A 16,127-nucleotide genomic window follows, 5' to 3' on the forward strand; every position below is an offset into this window, starting at 1 on the left:
AGTGTGGTCAGGAGGGTGTTAAGGTCTGTCTTCACAAACTGGGTTTAACACCCTCCGCCTTCGATTAACAGCGTCCACGCGGCAACCGCCTAATAGGACTCACTCATCTAGGGTTGCAGCCTTCGCACTGCAGCGTCTATACGTTGGTCCGATCCGGTCAGCGCCACGCGGATGAAACCGTTACCGGCCTCGCCGTAGAAGGTGCCCGGTCCGACAATGATTCCCAGCTCCGCAAAGCGTTTCACGGTCAGCCACGTATCTTCCCCCGCTGTCCCCCACAGGTACAGACCTGCTTCGGAATGGGAGATCTTCAGCCCGAATGCCTCAAGTGCCGGAAGCAGCTGATCACGCCGGGCACGGTATAGATCTTTCTGCGCAGCGACATGGGAGTCATCACCGAGCGTAACGCGCATCGCTTCCTGGACCGGATACGGCACGATCATCCCCGCGTGCTTGCGGGAATTGATCAGGTTCGGCATCGCTGTGGCGTCCCCTGCAACGAAGGCCGCCCGGTACCCTGCAAGGTTGGACTGCTTGCTGAGCGAGTACACGGCGAGCAAAAGGTCAGTCGAGCCTCCGCTCACGCGCTCGTCCAGCACGCTCGGGACCGGCTCTCCACCCGAGGAGGGGTCCCAACTTCCCCACCCGAGCTCCGCATAACACTCGTCCGAGGCGACCATCGCTCCCAGGCCACGGGCGTCGTCGACGATTGACTTCAGCTCACTCGCGCCGAGCACCTTGCCGGTCGGGTTGGACGGCGAGTTCAGCCAGACCAGTCGCACCCTTCTGCGCGTTTCGGGATCCAGGTCAGCTAGGGAGTCTGCTGCAACCGGGGTTGCTCCGGCGAAGTGGGCGCCCATGTCATAGGTGGGATAGGCGACGGTCGGCCGGACGACGACGTCGCCCTTCCCCAGCCCCAACAGCGTTGGCAGCCATGCTACGAGCTCCTTGGAGCCGACAGTCGGCATGATGGCCGCGGGATCCAGGTTCGGGACATTACGACGACGGCGGAACCAGCCGCTGATCGCTTCCCGCAGCTGGGTGGTTCCATGCGTTGTGGGGTAACCGGGGGCATTGGAAGCGCCGCGAAGCGCCTGCTGTATCAGGTCCGGCGTCGGGTCAACGGGCGTACCGATCGACAAGTTCACTTCGCCGTCGGGGTGCCGTTGCGCTTCCTGGACATAGGGCGCCATGGCGTCCCATGGATAGTCCGGAAGGCTGAGCCCGAAGGCTCCCTGCAGGCTCACGCTGCTCTTACGCTTCCTGGTTTTGCGGCGGCAGCGCGGCGATTATCGGGTGGTCCTTGCCCGTGTTCCCCAGCTTGGCTGCTCCGCCGGGGGAACCGATGTCGTCGAAGAACTCGACGTTGGCCTTGTAATACTCGGCCCACTCGTCCGGGGTGTCATCCTCGTAGTAGATGGCCTCAACCGGGCAGACGGGTTCGCATGCACCACAGTCCACGCATTCATCCGGGTGGATGTACAAGGACCGTTCGCCTTCATAGATGCAGTCAACCGGGCACTCCTCGATGCAGGCCTTGTCTTTCACATCCACGCACGGCTGTGCGATTACGTAGGTCACTTCCCACGCCTTCCCTCAGGTTGTTTAGCGGCCGGCGGCCAAGGTGTTGCCTTCCAGCCACAGCTCGTTCCCGCCGCGACTGCCAGCCATTGTTGCCTTTCCAGCTTAACGCAACGATCGAAGTGACCGGCATCGCCGGGCGCTGTTCGTAATATGACAGGCTTGAAGCATGGCCCCACATCCGAAGACCGTTCTGGCAACGCTGCCGCTGGGCACCCGTGTGGTGGTGCGATATCGCATCGAGGATGGGCTTACCGATGCACTCGGTGACCTGGTGGCAAGGGACGGTGTCTCCTGCACCGTGCACGGACGCCGAGGGGCCGTCGTCGTGCCGTTGGATGCAGTAATTGCAGCGAAGCCTGTTCCACCCCCGCCACCACGTCGCAGTGCAGTTCCGGGCCGGGGGATATGACGCTGTGCGATTGACTATTGTCAATCAGTACGCCATGCTGACGTATGCTTTTGAGTATGGAAACAGATGAGGATGTCCAGGCACGCGGCAGGGCGCTGAGCTCCCCCGTTCGGCTCAGAATCCTCCGTCTTTGTCTGCACAAGGCGCGCACCAACAAGGAGATCGCTGAGGTGCTGGAGCTCAATCCGGCCACCGCCCTGCACCACGTACGCACCCTGTTATCCACGGGATTCCTCCAGGCCGAAGAACCACGGACCGGCAATCGCGGAGCCAAGGAAATTCCGTATCGCGCCACGGGGCTTTCCTGGGGAAGCCGGATGCCCAACGCCGCTCCAGTGCTTGTCGAGACCTTCCTGCAGGAGATAGAGGGCCTCAACCCGTCGGAGATTGATGTCTGGCGGCTGGGTGTCAGGCTCAATGACGCCAATCGCGCTGAGATGATGGAGAAGATCCGCACGGTCTTCGAGGAGTACGCGCAACGCCAGTCCGACGAAGACGGTACCGCGACATCGATCATGCTGGCCCACCATCTGGATCGCACAGCCAACTAGCAGCGCAATACCGCGCTACCGGCGCGTCAACCGCCGGTCGGACAGCCGGAGCACCCGCCAGGACACAGCGACGGCGCCAACGGTCCCGACCGCCAGCCCAATCACCCAGACATAACCGGCCACGGCCACGGGCGGCGTATCCCCGGCCACGAGGATCCCCGCAGCAATGAGGCTTCCGGCACCCGTCGCGGACATCAGGCCCACCAGTGCATACGCAACTACCCCGGTCAGGGCGGCCATCATCACATTCCGGGCCCATAGGCCGACGAAGACCGCGAGACTCGCGCTCAGAAGTACTGAGCCGATCGCACCCACCGGGATATCGGCCCCACCCACATGCCACACGTGCGCGTGCAGAGCGGTACCGAGGGTTGCAGCAGCTATCCCGGCGATGACGGCCGAAGCCACACCGCGCCTGATGCTGGTTCCGTTGGAACGTACGACGACGGCGGCCGGGGCGGCGCCGTCGTCGTACGTTCCGTGCGGGTCGCCCGCCGTCGGTACCGTCACGCGGTTCTAGGCGCGGGCTCGGGAACGGGCTGCGCGGAGACGCTCATTGGCGTCGAGGATGACCTTGCGGATGCGGATGGACTCGGGCGTGACCTCGACACACTCATCCTCGCGGGCGAACTCAAGGGATTCCTCAAGGGTCAGCTTCCTCGGCGGGGTGAGGTTCTCGAAGCTGTCGGAGGATGCCGCACGCATGTTGGTGAGCTTCTTCTCCTTGGTGATGTTGACGTCCATGTCGTCTGCACGGGAGTTCTCGCCGACGATCATGCCCTCATACACCTCGGACGTAGGCTCCACGAAGAAGGAGCCACGCTCCTGCAGGTTGATCATTGCGAACGGGGTGACCACGCCGGAGCGATCCGCGATCATGGAACCGTTGGTGCGGTACTCGATGTCGCCGGTCCACGGCTCGTAGCCCTCGGAGTAGGACGAGGCGATGCCGGCGCCACGGGTATCCGTGAGGAAACGCGTTCGGAAACCGATCAGTCCGCGCGCAGGAACGATGAACTCCATGCGCACCCAGCCTGTGCCGTGGTTGGCCATGTTGGTCATGCGGCCCTTGCGTGCCGCCATGAGCTGGGTGACGCCGCCGAGGTATTCCTCCGGGACGTCGATAGTCATGTGCTCCATGGGCTCATGGATTTTGCCGTCGACGGTCCGGGTAACAACCTGCGGCTTGCCGACAGTCAGTTCGAAGCCCTCGCGGCGCATCTGCTCCACGAGGATCGCCAACGCAAGCTCGCCGCGGCCCTGGACTTCCCAGGCATCCGGGCGGGCCGTGGGCAGGACGCGCAGGGACACGTTGCCGATAAGCTCCTTGTCCAGACGGTCCTTCACCTGGCGGGCGGTGACTTTTGCGCCCTTGACCTTGCCGGCCAGCGGGGAGGTGTTGATACCAATCGTCACCGAGATCGCGGGATCGTCGACGGTAATCAGCGGAAGCGGCTGGGGGTTCTCCACATCGGTGAGCGTCTCGCCGATGGTGATGCCCTCAATCCCTGCCACCGCAACAATTTCGCCCGGTCCCGCAGATTCAGCCGGTACCCGCTCAAGGGCCTTCGTCGCGAGCAGTTCGGTGATCTTCACGGTCTTGAGCTCGCCGTTCTGGCGCGCCCAGGCCACCTGCTGGCCCTTGCGAAGGGTTCCATTGAAGATGCGAAGGAGTGCAAGACGACCGAGGAACGGCGATGCGTCGAGGTTGGTTACGTGGGCCTGCAGGACGCCGTCGGGGTTGTAACGCGGCGCGGGGATGTGCTCGATGATGGTCTTGAACAACGGCTCAAGGTTGTCATTGTCCGGAATCGAACCATCGGCAGGCTGCTCCAGCGAGGCGGCGCCGGCGCGGGCGGCAGCGTAGACAACGGGAACGTTCAGCACGGAATCCAGGTCCAGGTCGGGGACCTCATCGGAGAGGTCAGAGGCCAGGCCAAGGAGCAGGTCCATGGACTCGCTGACAACCTCGTCAATGCGGGAGTCCGGGCGGTCCGTCTTGTTGACCAGCAGTACAACCGGCAGCTTTGCCGCGAGGGCCTTGCGCAGGACGAAGCGGGTCTGGGGCAGCGGCCCTTCCGAGGCGTCCACCAGGAGGACCACGCCGTCGACCATGGACAGCCCGCGTTCAACCTCGCCACCGAAGTCCGCGTGGCCCGGGGTGTCGATCACGTTGATGGTGATGGGCTCGCCCTTGGCTGAGGGACCGTCGTAGAACACGGTGGTGTTCTTGGCGAGGATGGTGATGCCCTTCTCGCGCTCGAGATCGCCCGAGTCCATGACGCGATCGGCAACCTCGCCATGGGCCGCGAAGGAGTTGGTCTGCTTCAGCATGGCGTCCACAAGGGTTGTCTTGCCATGGTCCACGTGGGCCACGATGGCAACGTTGCGGAGGTCGCTGCGAACTGCAGTGTTGCTCGTGGATACAGGCATGCGTGATGACTCAATTCATGGTGTGGAGAAAGATGTGAAAGTGGGCAGCACAGCGCACTTCAGTTAACAGTCTAAACTCTGAGCAAAAGATGGCCTAAACGGGCCCGGCCAACGACGACGGCGACGCCCCCTTCCGGTGGGCGTCGCCGTCGTCGTGCTTGGGTTGAAAGTCAAGCAACCTCTGGGGGCAGCATGAGCCCCGCCCCGGGAATTGCGGCCAGGAGCGCCTGCGTGTAGTCGGTCTGCGGATTGTCGAAGACGTCATCCGTGGTGCCCTTTTCGACCAGCTGTCCCTTTTGCATAACGCACACGTGGTCTGCGATTTGCCGGACCACCGCCAGGTCATGCGTTATGAAGAGGTAACTCAGCCCCAGTTCCGACTGCAACTCCGCGAGCAGGTTCAGAATCTGGGCCTGCACCAGCACGTCCAGGGCCGAAACGGCCTCATCACAGATCACCACCTCCGGGTCCAGTGCGAGCGCCCGGGCGATCGCAACGCGCTGACGCTGCCCGCCCGAAAGCTCGTTCGGGAACCGGCGCATCATGGCTGCCGGGAGCGAGACCTGGTCCAAAAGCTCGCGAACCTTCTTCTCGCGGCTCTTCCGGTCGCCCACGCCGTGGACGCGAAGCGGCTCTTCGATGGTCCGGAAGATGTTGTACATCGGGTCTAGGGAACCGTAAGGATCCTGGAAGATCGGCTGCACCCTCCTGCGGAAGTCGAACATCTCCTTCCTCCCAAGCGAGGTGATGTCGACGCCGTCGAAGAGGATGTGCCCATCGGTCGCTGCTTCAAGACCGAGGACCATTCGGGCGACCGTGGACTTGCCCGAGCCTGACTCGCCAACCACTGCTGTGGTGGTACCCCGTGCGATGGAGAAGGAAACGCCGTCGACCGCCTTGAAGTCCGTCGACTTACCCCAACTTCCGCGCAACTTGAACACCTTGGTCAGGTCCTTGACCTCAATGACGTTGTCGTAGCTCTGCGCCGCCTCTTCGCTCGGCGCGAGAAGTTCATCCGTCTGCAAACCTTGATGCTTCGCTGTTTCAATGCGCCGCGAAGCGAGTGACGGTGCAGAAGCTACGAGCTTCTGGGTATAGGGGTGGCGGGGATTGGTCAGCAGGTCCATGGCCGGGCCAGCTTCGACGACCCTTCCCTTGTACATCACCACTACCTTGTGCGCGCGCTCTGCAGCGAGGCCGAGGTCGTGGGTGATGAGCAGCACAGCGGTGCCCAGACTCTCGGTCATCGTGTCCAGGTGGTCGAGGATCTGCCGTTGGACCGTAACATCGAGGGCCGAGGTTGGTTCATCGGCGATAAGCAGTCTCGGCTGGCAGGACAACCCGATGGCGATCAGCGCACGCTGCCGCATGCCGCCCGAGAACTCATGCGGGTACTGGTTCGCCCTGCTGTCCGCATCAGGCAAGCCGGCCTCAGCAAGGACCTTGGCGACATCCTTCCGCTCATGGGGAAGACCATTCGCGCGCAGGGTTTCGCGCACCTGGAAACCGATCTTCCAGACCGGGTTCAGGTTCGACATCGGGTCCTGGGGGACCATCCCTATCGAGGATCCCCGAAGCTCGACGATCCGCTTCTCGCTAGCGGTGGTGATGTCCTCGCCGTCGAAAATGATCCTGCCGGAGGAAACCCTTCCATTACCCGGCAGAAGACCGATAGCGGCTAGCGCCGTTGTCGATTTGCCGGAGCCCGACTCGCCCACAATTGCCACCGTCTCGCCGGGCATAACGGTCAGATGTGCGTTCCGTACCGCCTCTACGTCGCCATTGCTTGTTGTGAAGGTGATGGCGACATCCCGCAATTCGAGCAGGGGGCTGCCGTCATTGACACCATTTTTTTCAGAGATCGACGTATTGTTCATCGTTTACGCGCCTTTGGGTCGAGAGCATCACGTAGTGCGTCGCCGAGCATGATGAAACTGAGCACGGTCAGCGAGAGGGCAAGTCCGGGCCAGAACATCGCCATTGGATTGGTTCTAAGCGATCCCTTCGCAGAAAAGATGTCGTTGCCCCATGACATGACGTCCGGGGGCAGGCCGATTCCGAGGAAGGAAAGAGTCGACTCGGCCACGATGAATGTGCCAAGCGAGATGGTCGCGATGACAATCACCGGTGCCAGTGCGTTGGGAAGCACGTGGCGCACCAGGGCACCGGCGCGCGAAACTCCCAGCGACCGCGCGGCGGTAACAAAATCCGCACCTCTTACCCCGATGACCGCTGCACGCGTGATACGCGCCATTTGTGGCCAACCAAAAGCGACAAGTATGAGGACGAGTGTCCAAACGTTCCGATTCTCGCGGAAGAATGGGAGCTGCACCACGACAATCGCGCCGAGAATCAGGGGCAGCGCGAAGAAGATGTCGCCAAGCCGAGCCAGAGTCGCGTCGATCCAGCCGCCAAAGTATCCAGCAAGGGCACCAATGAGGCCGCCGATAATCAGGACACCGATGGTGGCGAGTATTCCAACCGTCAGAGACGCCTGTGTTCCATATACGACCCTCGACAGGATGTCGCAACCTTGCTGGGTGTAGCCGAGCGGGTGTCCCGGGGCTGGACCACCGTCTGAATTTTCCAGCAGGCAGTTCTCGTTCGGCGGTTCATTGGTGAACATACCCGGAAACAGCGCGACGATGGTGACGGCAAGAATCAGTACTGCGCTGAGAATGAACAGGGGTTGCCGACGCAAGCTGTGCCAGGCCTCACCCCACAGACTCTGAGGCGCCGCACTGGACGTCGCACTGTCGGTTTCTGCCACCGGCGTTTCCTCAACGTCGGCGACGAAGTGCTCCACGGCGTACTTGGATAGTTTGCCGCGTGGTGCGGAGCTGACCTCCGCGAAGTGTTTATCCATATCAGGCATATCGAATCCTCGGGTCCAGCCAGGCGTACAGAAGATCCACCAGGAGGTTTGCCAGGCAGAAGATCAGGATGAGTACTGTCACGATCGAAACAACGACCGGGGCCTCGCCGCTGAGCACGGCCCTGTAGAGCGTGAGCCCCACGCCGTTCACGTTGAAGATGCCTTCAGTCACAATGGCTCCACCCATCAAGGCACCAAGATCGGCACCAAGAAATGTGACGACCGGGATCATCGAGTTCCTTAGTACGTGTACAACCATCACGCGACGCCGGCTGAGACCCTTTGCGGTCGCAGTGCGTACGTAATCAGCATTGGCGTTCTCGATCACGCTGGTTCGCGTAAGCCTGAGGACGTAAGCGAAGGACACGAGGCCAAGAACGACGGCGGGCAGGATGAGCTCAGGGATTGTTGCATCTCCGCTGACCGTCGGATTTGCCCATTCGAGCTTCACACCGATCAGGAACTGCATGAGAAAGCCAAGCACGAAGATCGGCACAGCGATGACGATCAGCGATACGACGAGCACCGTCGAGTCGAAGAGCTTCCCCTTGCGCAGGCCCGCGAGGAGTCCGAAAAGAATGCCGAAGAAGGCCTCGAAAATGAGCGCCATGACTGCCAGCCGTGCGGTGGTCGGGAAGACCTCCGCAATGATGACCGCGATCGGACGCCCGGCAAATGTGGTTCCCAGGTCGAAGGTGAGTACTCCCTTCAGATAAAGGAAGTACTGAACCCAGAACGGCTCGTCCAGATTGTACTGCTCGCGCAGGGCTGCTTCCACCGCCGGCGTGCACCCCCGCTCCCCGCAGATTGCGGCCGTGGGGTCACCGGGAAGACTGAAGACCAGAAAGTAGACAAGGAGGGTTGCTCCCAGGAAGACGGGAATCAGCTGCAGGAAACGCCGGAAGATGTACCAGCCCATCAGCTACCGCCTACTCTGCACACGAACGTTCGGCGAGAACGCAAGGTGGAAATGATCATGATTGAACCTTTGGTTGGAGCAAGGCAATGGGGTCTATCCGCTCGGACAGACCCCATTACCGCTGGTGAACTACTTGCCGGTGATTGCGTAGTACAGAGGCACGCCGTTCCAGCCGAACTGGACGTTGTCAACGTTGTTGCTCCAGCCGCCCTGCGCCACCTGGTACCACAACGGAACAGCCGGAAGGTCCTCAAGGAGCATTTCCTGCGCCTTGTTCATGGCTTCGTTTCCTGCCTCAACGGTGTCGAGGGAGAGGCCGTCGCTCAGGGCCTGATCGAACTCAGGGTTTTCGTATACCGCATCGTTCGATCCAGCGCCCGTGGCGTAGATGGGGCCGAGGAAGTTGAACAGTGACGGGTAATCGGCCTGCCAGCCTGCACGAATGGCGCCGGTGAGAGTCTTCTCGGTCGCTTCGGTGCGCACCTCGGCGAAGGTGGCATAAGGCTTGCCGGAGACCTCGATACCGAGTGTGTTCTTGAGGCTGTTTACAACAGCCTCAACCCAGGTCTTGTGGTCGCCCTTATCAGCGTTGTAGGCAATGGTCAGCGGCTCACTCGTATCATAAGGCTCGAGTTCCTCTGCCTCTGCCCAGAGTTCCTTGGCTTTCTCCGCATTGAACTCCAGGTTCTCGCTTCCGGGCAGGTCATCGGAGTACCCATCCAGGACCGGCGCCGTGAATTCCTTGGCAGGGGTGCGGCCGTTGTTGAAAATCACTTCGGTGATCTCTTCGCGGTTGATTGCCATTGAGAATGCCTGGCGGCGTAGCTTTCCTGCTTCGCCGTCCCAGTTCTCCAGGTAGTACGGGATGGCAATGGTCTGGTTGCCTGCATACGGCGATTCGATCCAACGCTCACCGAGGTCGTTCTTGAAGTTCTTGATATCGGAAGTCGGGATGGTCTTCAGTACATCGAGGTTGTCCGAAATCAGGTCCTGATACGCAGTGCTGTCGTTCTGGTAGATCTTGAACGTGATTCCACCGTTCTGCGCCTTGCGCGGCCCGTCGTAGTCCTCATTGGGCACAAGTTCGATCTGCCGGTTGTGCTGCCATGAGCCCTCAGCCGCGAACTTGTACGGGCCGTTGCCTACGGGGTTCTCGCCGAAGGTCTCAGGATCTTCGAGCGCTCCAGCCGGAAGCGGCGAGAATGCACTGTAGCCCAACCGCAGAGGCCAGTCCGACTCGGGCTGCTTGAGTTTGACAGTGAAGGTCAGGTCATCGACGACCTTCAATCCCGATAGCGTTTCCACCTCAGAACCCTCAGCGCTTGCCTCGTCGTAGCCCTCAATGCTCTCGAAGAAGTAGCTGCTCAGCTGGGCGTTTTTCGCTGCCGCGCCGTAGTTCCAGGCGTCAACGAACGAAGACGCCGTTACGGGGTCACCATTCGTGAATGTCTTGCCCTCCTTCAGCGTGATGGTGTAATTCTGTGCATCCTCGGTCTCAATCGACTCTGCCATCTCGTTCTGTGGTGCGCCTTCGGGGTCATAGCTGACCAACCCCGCGAAGAGCAGGTCGATGACCGCTCCGCCGCCGACTTCGTTTGTGCTGGTGGGAATCAACGGGTTCTGGGGCTCTGAGCCATCCACGATGATGACCGCGCTGGCATCCGCCGGAGCGTCTTCATCGCCGCTGCCACCCCCACATGCACTCAGGGTAAGCGCAGCGATCGCCGCGATGCTGAGAGCTTTGGAAATACGCCTAAAACGCATTTCGCCTCCTACTTGGTATTTGAGCAGGGTCCGATCTGGACCCAATGTTGAGAAAGAAAGAACTTGACGCGTCGTGGCCAAGTCCAGTCACAAGCGCCAAGCCTACAAGTTTTCGTTGCCCATGCAAACGAGGTCAATGTCGCGGGAACAACACTCGCTTGAGCTTCGCCCTGATACTCACGACGACGGCGACGCCCCCTTTCGGTGGGCGTCGCCGTCGTCGTTGTTTCGGTTGAGTGGTTACTCAGCGGCCGCCAGGAGCCGCGCACGCAGCTCGCGGCGCTCACGCTGCTTCTCGGGGTTCGGCAATGGAACCGCCGCCAGCAGGCGCTGCGTGTACGGGTCCTGAGGGTTGCGCAGGATCTGGTCGCGCGTGCCCTGCTCAACGATCTTGCCGCGGCGCATTACGCAGATGTAGTCGGCAAGAACGTCGACCACTGCGAGGTCGTGTGTGACGAAGAGGCAAGCGAAGCCCATCTCTTGCTGCAGGTTCTGGAAGAGCTCAAGCACCTTTGCCTGCACCGAAACGTCGAGGGCGGAGGTTGGCTCATCAGCGACCATGAGCTTCGGCTTGAGCGAGAGCGCACGGGCGATACCCACGCGCTGCTTCTGTCCACCGGAAAGCTCGTGCGGGTACCGGTTCCGGTAAGAGCGCGGAAGTTCAACCTGATCCAGCAGCGTCTCGATGCGCTTCTGAAGATCCGCACCCTTCGCCTCGCCGGCAAGGAACATCGGCTCGCCGATGCTCTCACCGATCGGCAGGCGTGGGTTCAAAGACGACGACGGGTCCTGGAAGACCATGCCGACATTCCGACGGACCGCGCCCAACTCGCGCGAGGTGGGCTTAAGGCCGGAGATATCAGTACCAACAACGCTCAGGGAACCTTCCGCCACCGGAAGTAGTCCGACGGCGGCGCGGCCGATCGTCGTCTTGCCCGAGCCCGACTCCCCCACCAGTCCCATGACTTCACCCGGGTGAATGCTCAGCGTTGCATTCTCGACCGCACGAAAAGCCGGGACGCGACCCTGCTTCGGGTACTCGATTGCAACATCGCGCAGCTCCAGCACAGCTTCTCCGCGCTTATCGCTCCGCGACTCGGCATTCTCGTCCAAGCCCTGAAGCACTGCGCGCTCACGGCGCTCGAGCTCTTCTTTATCTACACCGGAGAGATCCGAGTGGGTGGCGGCTGCAAGCGCGGCCGTAATGTCGACGTCGTCTCCGCCGCCTTCAGTTCCCTGGCCGAGATGGGGGACAGCCGCCAGCAGAGCCTGCGTGTAGGGGTGCTCCGGATTACTGAAGATCTTCTCGGCGGTACCTGTCTCAACGATGACGCCCTTACGCATCACCGCAATGCGGTCCGCTAGGTCAGCAACAACGCCCATGTCGTGCGTGATGAGCACAATCGCGCTGTCCAGCTTGTTACGGAGATTACGCATCAGGTCGAGGATTTCGGCCTGAACGGTGACATCCAGTGCGGTTGTCGGTTCGTCTGCGAGGAGGAGCTTCGGATCGCAGGAAAGCGACTGCGCGATCATGGCGCGCTGACGCTGTCCTCCTGACAACTGGTGCGGGTAGGAGCGGAACGCCTTCTCAGGATCAGGCAGCTCAACCATGTCCAGGAGCTTGATCGCGCGTTCGCGCGCTTCGTCAGGCGAGATCGCATTGTGCAACCGGAGGGTCTCAACAATCTGGAACCCCACCGTGTAAACAGGGTTCAGCGCCGTCATGGGTTCCTGGAAGATCACTGCGACGTCATTGCCGCGCACTTCGCGGAGCTTGTTGCCCGAAAGGTTGAGGATCGATTTCCCGTTGAGGTTTACCTCGCCGGTCACGCGGCTGTTGCTGGGAAGGAGGCCTAGCAGCGCCATCGAGCTTGCGCTTTTGCCCGAACCGGACTCGCCAACGATAGCGAGAACCTCGCCGGCGTTGACGTAGTAGTTCAGGTCAATGGCCGCCGGAACCCATTCCTTCTCCACGCCGAAGTCGACGCTGAGGTTCTTGACCTCTAGGACTGGGCCGCGGGATGACTTCTTCCCGTTTTCGCTCCCGTTACCGTCAATAATGTCGTTGGTCATAGTGCTGTCCTTCCACCGTGTGACCGTTGGCGCAGCGCAGTTGCAGGGCCTGTTTGGCTCCCGATTACTGCACTTGACCTGAATGTTGAAAATATGGGGGTATGACTTCGCCTACCGGACCGGCCCAGAGAACTGTTTTCCGTCCCCGCAGCAGCAAATGGATCATCGCAATCGCTGGAACCGTGATCGGTATTGGGCTTGCGGGTTCCGTCGTGACGTCCGGCCTGCCTGCACTGGTCACCTCCGCGCCGCTGCTCGCTGTTGGAGCCGCCGCGTGGTGGCTGTTCTGGTACCCGTACGTCGCGGTGGGGCCAGTTGCCGTGGAACTTCGCAACCCGCTGCGAACCTTCGAGGTCCCCTGGGCCGCGCTGATCCACGTTGACACCAAGTACGCGCTGAAGCTTGTAACGCCCGGAGGCAGCTACACCGCTTGGGCTGCACCCGCGCCCGGCATCCGAGGAACGCACACCGGCAAACCGGAGCACATGCAGCACCTTCCAGGCAGCAGTTACGGCGCGGGAGGTAGCGTCCGTCCGGGTGACTTGCGCAACACAGACTCCGGCATGGCCGCGCTGCTCGTTCGCACCGAGTGGGAACGGCAGGTCGAAAGCGGCCTGATCGACGTTGACACCACGGAGCAGACCAAGGTGATCCCCAGGATCAACTGGCTGCCTCTCGGAATCGTCGCCGGACTGCTGCTGCTGAGCGCAATCACTCTGAGCGCCCAATAGCAGCAGTTCGGCGTCCGGGTTGGCCGGGCGAACGGCCAGCCCGTCGAAGGTTGCGATCATCAGGCCGGCTTCTTCGGCTCTGCAGCCTTCTTCGAGTTGAACTTCTTCTGACGTGGGTCGAACGCGTCGCGAAGCCCGTCACCGATGAAGTTGATCGACAGGCAGATGATCACGATGAACAGCCCAGGCCACCAGAACAGCCAGGGCCGCGTACTGAAGGCGGCCTGGTTGTCGCTGATGAGGCTGCCCAGCGAGATATCCGGTGCTTGGACGCCAAGTCCGAGGTAGGACAACGCAGTTTCAAGCAGGATCGCCGAAGCCATCACGAGAGTGGTGTTCACGATGATGACGCCGACCGCATTGGGAACGATGTGCTTGAAGATGATCCGGGTGTTCGAGGCCCCGGCAATCCGTGCCGCGTCAACGAACTCGCGCTCACGAAGGCTGAGGAATTCGCCGCGAACAAGGCGGGCAAGGCCGGTCCAGATGATGAAGCCTACGAAGATGCCGAGCAGGATCACCCCTGCACTGCCGCCGAAGAGAGTATCAAAGATGGTTCCTGGTCCGGAAAGGGTGCGACCGAACGTTCCCAGCACCGCAGCGATGATCACTAGCGGAATAATGATGATGACGTCAGTCAAGCGCATCAGGACCGTCTCAACCCAGCCGCGGAAGTAGCCGGCAACACCACCGATGACTACACCAATGAATCCGCCAACCAGTCCGATAATGAACATGATGATCAGAGACAGCTGCGCCCCTCGCATTGTCATCGCGAAGAGGTCGCGCCCTACGCGGTCCTGGCCGAAGGGATGGTCCCCAAAAACGAACCAAGTACCAGGGTTCCCCAGTTCCGGGCTCCACGTTGGTTCCCCGGTTGGAGTCGCGAGCCGGGGAGTTTCAATGTAGTTCCACTGCCACCAGCCGGGAATACCCGCATAGCCAACTGAGGTAAACGCGAGGATCACCACGCAGGCAAAGACGATCAAACTCACGACCGCAGCCGTGTGTCCGAAGAAGCGTTTGCGTACGATCTGTCCCTGGCTGAGGCCCTTGGCCTCTTCAGGTTGCTGCTGCTTGGTTTCTTGTGCTGTAGTGCTCATGCTTTCACCCTTACGCGCGGGTCAAGGACGGAGTAGACGAGGTCGGCCACCAGGTTGAAGACGAGCGCCACGATGCCAGTGATCAGAAAGACGCCCATCACGGGATTGAGATCCCGCGATTGCAGACCATCGACGAATAGTTGACCCATACCACTGAATGCAAAGACGTTCTCCGTGATGATTGCTCCACCGATCAATCCACCGATGTCGAACGCAACAAGGGTCGCCAGAGGGATCAGCGCGTTACGGAAGGCGTGCCGCATGACTACGGTTCGTTCTCCCAAACCCTTTGCGCGGGCGGTCCGAACGTAATCCTGGTTCATGATTTCGAGCATCGATGCCCGCGAGTATCGGCTGTAGCCCGCAAGCGAGATCAGCATCAGGGCGATTGTTGGCAACAATAGATGCGTGTAGGTGTCGATTCCGCTGACCCAGAAGTCGCCTTCGAGATTCGGGGTTGCCGAACCAATCGTGGCAATGGGGCGTCCGTTGATCCGGTTGTTGTCGAAGTAGTCCGGCCAGGATTGCATGAACCGGTCCAACAGGATGAGGAATCCCATCAGGAATGCGGTCAAGCCTGCCGCGTTCATGTTCTGGCGCTTGTCGTAGCCGCCCATGAAGTAGCCGACAACCAAGCCGATCAGCACCGTTGCGATAGCGAGAAGGACAATCATCAACAGGGTTGCGCGGTCCAATAGCGGTTGCACTGCGAAGTACGCGATGACGCCGATCCCGACCACGATCAGTGAGCTGTAGAGGGCCTTGCGATTCTTCAGCCCTGCGGTCAGCAGAGTTACACCGTACGCAATGCCTACCGAGAGCAAGGCAATCACGATCGGGCCGAAGCCGGGTGTGAGGAACCACCCGGTGAAATCGAGGAACCAGACGAGAGCGAAGGCGAAGGCAAAACCGATGGCGGCCCATAGAAGCTTCCGCTTCATGGTTCCGCCCGACGTTAGAAAGAAGAGGAACCCGGCTAGCAGGCCACAGATGATAGTCGCAGCGAAGCTGATGTCTGGTTCGGCAAGGAAGTTATTGAACCCGATCGCGCCGAATTCCTTGAGCAGCACGGCTACCCAGAACACGGGCAGCGAGAAAAACAGGAAGGCCATCAGGGTGACGCCGTAGTCAAGGCCGCTGTACTGACGGAGCGCGGTCACAATGCCCAGAGTGATGCCAATGATGATGGCGAGGACGGTAGCAGCAGAAACGAGCAGGATGGTCTGTCCCATTGCCCGGCCGAGCAGCTGGGTGACCTCGATTCCAGTCACGCTGTTTCCCAGGTCGCAGGTTAGTGCGAAGGGGACCAGGCATTTCACTGCGCCTGATAACCAGGCGAAATAGCGAAGAACAGGCGGTATGTCGAGGTCCAGGAGGTCAATACGTTGTTGAATCAATGCCTCTCTGTTAGGGGCATTGCTTTGACGCAAATCCTCAAGTGGGTCTCCTGACAGCGCAGTCAGGACATACACGAGGAAGGAAGCGCCAAAGAGAATGAGCACGGCGGCGATCAGCCGCCGGACAATATACGTCAGCATAGTTTGTGAGCCTCAGTGTTGAGCGTTGGGCACATGCCCGGAGGTGCCCCGGATGATGCCGGGTTGTGGCAAGAAGTGTAATGCACGTTACGTTCCAGCAGAATTTGGGAACCGCCAATCAGTGGACGATTCACCGACGGCGGC

14 protein-coding genes are annotated in these 16,127 nt (G+C 60.8%); 3 read left to right on the top strand and 11 right to left on the bottom strand.

All coding sequences use genetic code 11. From position 1 onward, the window contains the following. Positions 1-107 precede the first annotated feature (107 nt). Positions 108-1,247: a succinyldiaminopimelate transaminase gene (gene dapC / locus ACX80C_RS14825; RefSeq protein WP_459327224.1), complete on the bottom strand. Its 1,140-nt coding sequence runs from the start codon at positions 1,245-1,247 to the stop codon at positions 108-110. Between the two features lie 7 nt (positions 1,248-1,254). Continuing rightward, complete coding sequence (fdxA, locus tag ACX80C_RS14830) at positions 1,255-1,581, bottom strand: ferredoxin (RefSeq protein ID WP_167993958.1); 327 nt, start codon at positions 1,579-1,581, stop codon at positions 1,255-1,257. 169 nt (positions 1,582-1,750) lie between these two features. Between fdxA and ACX80C_RS14835 the strand changes: the two genes are divergently transcribed. Further along, on the top strand, positions 1,751-1,993 hold the full coding sequence (locus ACX80C_RS14835; protein WP_459327225.1) for a putative acetyltransferase: 243 nt from the start codon (positions 1,751-1,753) through the stop codon (positions 1,991-1,993). A gap of 56 nt (positions 1,994-2,049) precedes the next feature. After that, positions 2,050-2,544 carry an ArsR/SmtB family transcription factor gene (locus ACX80C_RS14840; RefSeq protein WP_167993963.1) on the top strand — a complete coding sequence of 165 codons (495 nt, stop codon included), beginning with the start codon at positions 2,050-2,052 and terminating at the stop codon, positions 2,542-2,544. Between the two features lie 15 nt (positions 2,545-2,559). On the opposite strand, the gene ACX80C_RS14845 is transcribed toward ACX80C_RS14840, so the two are convergent. The 7 genes from ACX80C_RS14845 to ACX80C_RS14875 form a co-directional block, all read right to left on the bottom strand. Further along, entirely contained in the window at positions 2,560-3,054 is a 495-nt protein-coding gene (locus ACX80C_RS14845; protein ID WP_459327226.1) for a hypothetical protein, read from the bottom strand. 6 nt (positions 3,055-3,060) lie between these two features. Continuing rightward, positions 3,061-4,977 carry a translational GTPase TypA gene (gene typA, locus ACX80C_RS14850; protein ID WP_459327227.1) on the bottom strand — a complete coding sequence of 639 codons (1,917 nt, stop codon included), beginning with the start codon at positions 4,975-4,977 and terminating at the stop codon, positions 3,061-3,063. Between the two features lie 170 nt (positions 4,978-5,147). Continuing rightward, positions 5,148-6,854, bottom strand: coding sequence for an ABC transporter ATP-binding protein (locus ACX80C_RS14855; protein WP_459327228.1), 1,707 nt, complete (start codon positions 6,852-6,854; stop codon positions 5,148-5,150). Next, positions 6,851-7,843, bottom strand: a complete 993-nt coding sequence (locus tag ACX80C_RS14860; protein ID WP_459327299.1) for an ABC transporter permease — start codon at positions 7,841-7,843, stop codon at positions 6,851-6,853. The genes ACX80C_RS14855 and ACX80C_RS14860 overlap by 4 nt, the downstream gene beginning before the upstream one ends. A 1-nt stretch (position 7,844) precedes the next feature. Next, complete coding sequence (locus ACX80C_RS14865) at positions 7,845-8,771, bottom strand: ABC transporter permease (protein ID WP_459327229.1); 927 nt, start codon at positions 8,769-8,771, stop codon at positions 7,845-7,847. A 129-nt stretch (positions 8,772-8,900) separates the two neighbouring features. Further along, positions 8,901-10,535 carry a peptide ABC transporter substrate-binding protein gene (locus ACX80C_RS14870; RefSeq protein ID WP_459327230.1) on the bottom strand — a complete coding sequence of 545 codons (1,635 nt, stop codon included), beginning with the start codon at positions 10,533-10,535 and terminating at the stop codon, positions 8,901-8,903. A 240-nt stretch (positions 10,536-10,775) separates the two neighbouring features. Next, the gene (locus ACX80C_RS14875) at positions 10,776-12,611 is read right to left on the bottom strand and encodes an ABC transporter ATP-binding protein (RefSeq protein ID WP_459327231.1); all 1,836 of its coding nucleotides are present in this window, start codon (positions 12,609-12,611) and stop codon (positions 10,776-10,778) included. A 101-nt stretch (positions 12,612-12,712) separates the two neighbouring features. Between ACX80C_RS14875 and ACX80C_RS14880 the strand changes: the two genes are divergently transcribed. Then, positions 12,713-13,342 carry a PH domain-containing protein gene (locus tag ACX80C_RS14880; protein ID WP_459327232.1) on the top strand — a complete coding sequence of 210 codons (630 nt, stop codon included), beginning with the start codon at positions 12,713-12,715 and terminating at the stop codon, positions 13,340-13,342. Between the two features lie 59 nt (positions 13,343-13,401). Here ACX80C_RS14880 and ACX80C_RS14885 read toward each other — a convergent pair whose 3' ends face one another. Together ACX80C_RS14885 and ACX80C_RS14890 are read right to left on the bottom strand one after the other, a co-directional pair. Beyond that, the gene (locus ACX80C_RS14885) at positions 13,402-14,445 is read right to left on the bottom strand and encodes an ABC transporter permease (protein WP_459327233.1); all 1,044 of its coding nucleotides are present in this window, start codon (positions 14,443-14,445) and stop codon (positions 13,402-13,404) included. Then, entirely contained in the window at positions 14,442-15,983 is a 1,542-nt protein-coding gene (locus ACX80C_RS14890) for an ABC transporter permease subunit (protein ID WP_459327234.1), read from the bottom strand. Before ACX80C_RS14890 ends, ACX80C_RS14885 begins: the two co-directional genes overlap by 4 nt. Positions 15,984-16,127: the final 144 nt, after the last annotated feature.

This window comes from Arthrobacter tecti (genome assembly GCF_054511355.1).

What these genes read in the sequence shown, in the direction of transcription:
- ACX80C_RS14885 (WP_459327233.1), bottom strand. Translation starts at nt 14,445, where the DNA reads ATGAGCACTACAGCACAAGAAACCAAGCAGCAGCAACCTGAAGAGGCC.
- ACX80C_RS14875 (WP_459327231.1), bottom strand. Translation starts at nt 12,611, where the DNA reads ATGACCAACGACATTATTGACGGTAACGGGAGCGAAAACGGGAAGAAG.
- ACX80C_RS14865 (WP_459327229.1), bottom strand. Translation starts at nt 8,771, where the DNA reads ATGGGCTGGTACATCTTCCGGCGTTTCCTGCAGCTGATTCCCGTCTTC.
- ACX80C_RS14890 (WP_459327234.1), bottom strand. Translation starts at nt 15,983, where the DNA reads ATGCTGACGTATATTGTCCGGCGGCTGATCGCCGCCGTGCTCATTCTC.
- typA (WP_459327227.1), bottom strand. Translation starts at nt 4,977, where the DNA reads ATGCCTGTATCCACGAGCAACACTGCAGTTCGCAGCGACCTCCGCAAC.
- ACX80C_RS14860 (WP_459327299.1), bottom strand. Translation starts at nt 7,843, where the DNA reads ATGGATAAACACTTCGCGGAGGTCAGCTCCGCACCACGCGGCAAACTA.
- ACX80C_RS14880 (WP_459327232.1), top strand. Translation starts at nt 12,713, where the DNA reads ATGACTTCGCCTACCGGACCGGCCCAGAGAACTGTTTTCCGTCCCCGC.
- ACX80C_RS14835 (WP_459327225.1), top strand. Translation starts at nt 1,751, where the DNA reads ATGGCCCCACATCCGAAGACCGTTCTGGCAACGCTGCCGCTGGGCACC.
- ACX80C_RS14855 (WP_459327228.1), bottom strand. Translation starts at nt 6,854, where the DNA reads ATGAACAATACGTCGATCTCTGAAAAAAATGGTGTCAATGACGGCAGC.
- ACX80C_RS14870 (WP_459327230.1), bottom strand. Translation starts at nt 10,535, where the DNA reads ATGCGTTTTAGGCGTATTTCCAAAGCTCTCAGCATCGCGGCGATCGCT.
- ACX80C_RS14840 (WP_167993963.1), top strand. Translation starts at nt 2,050, where the DNA reads ATGGAAACAGATGAGGATGTCCAGGCACGCGGCAGGGCGCTGAGCTCC.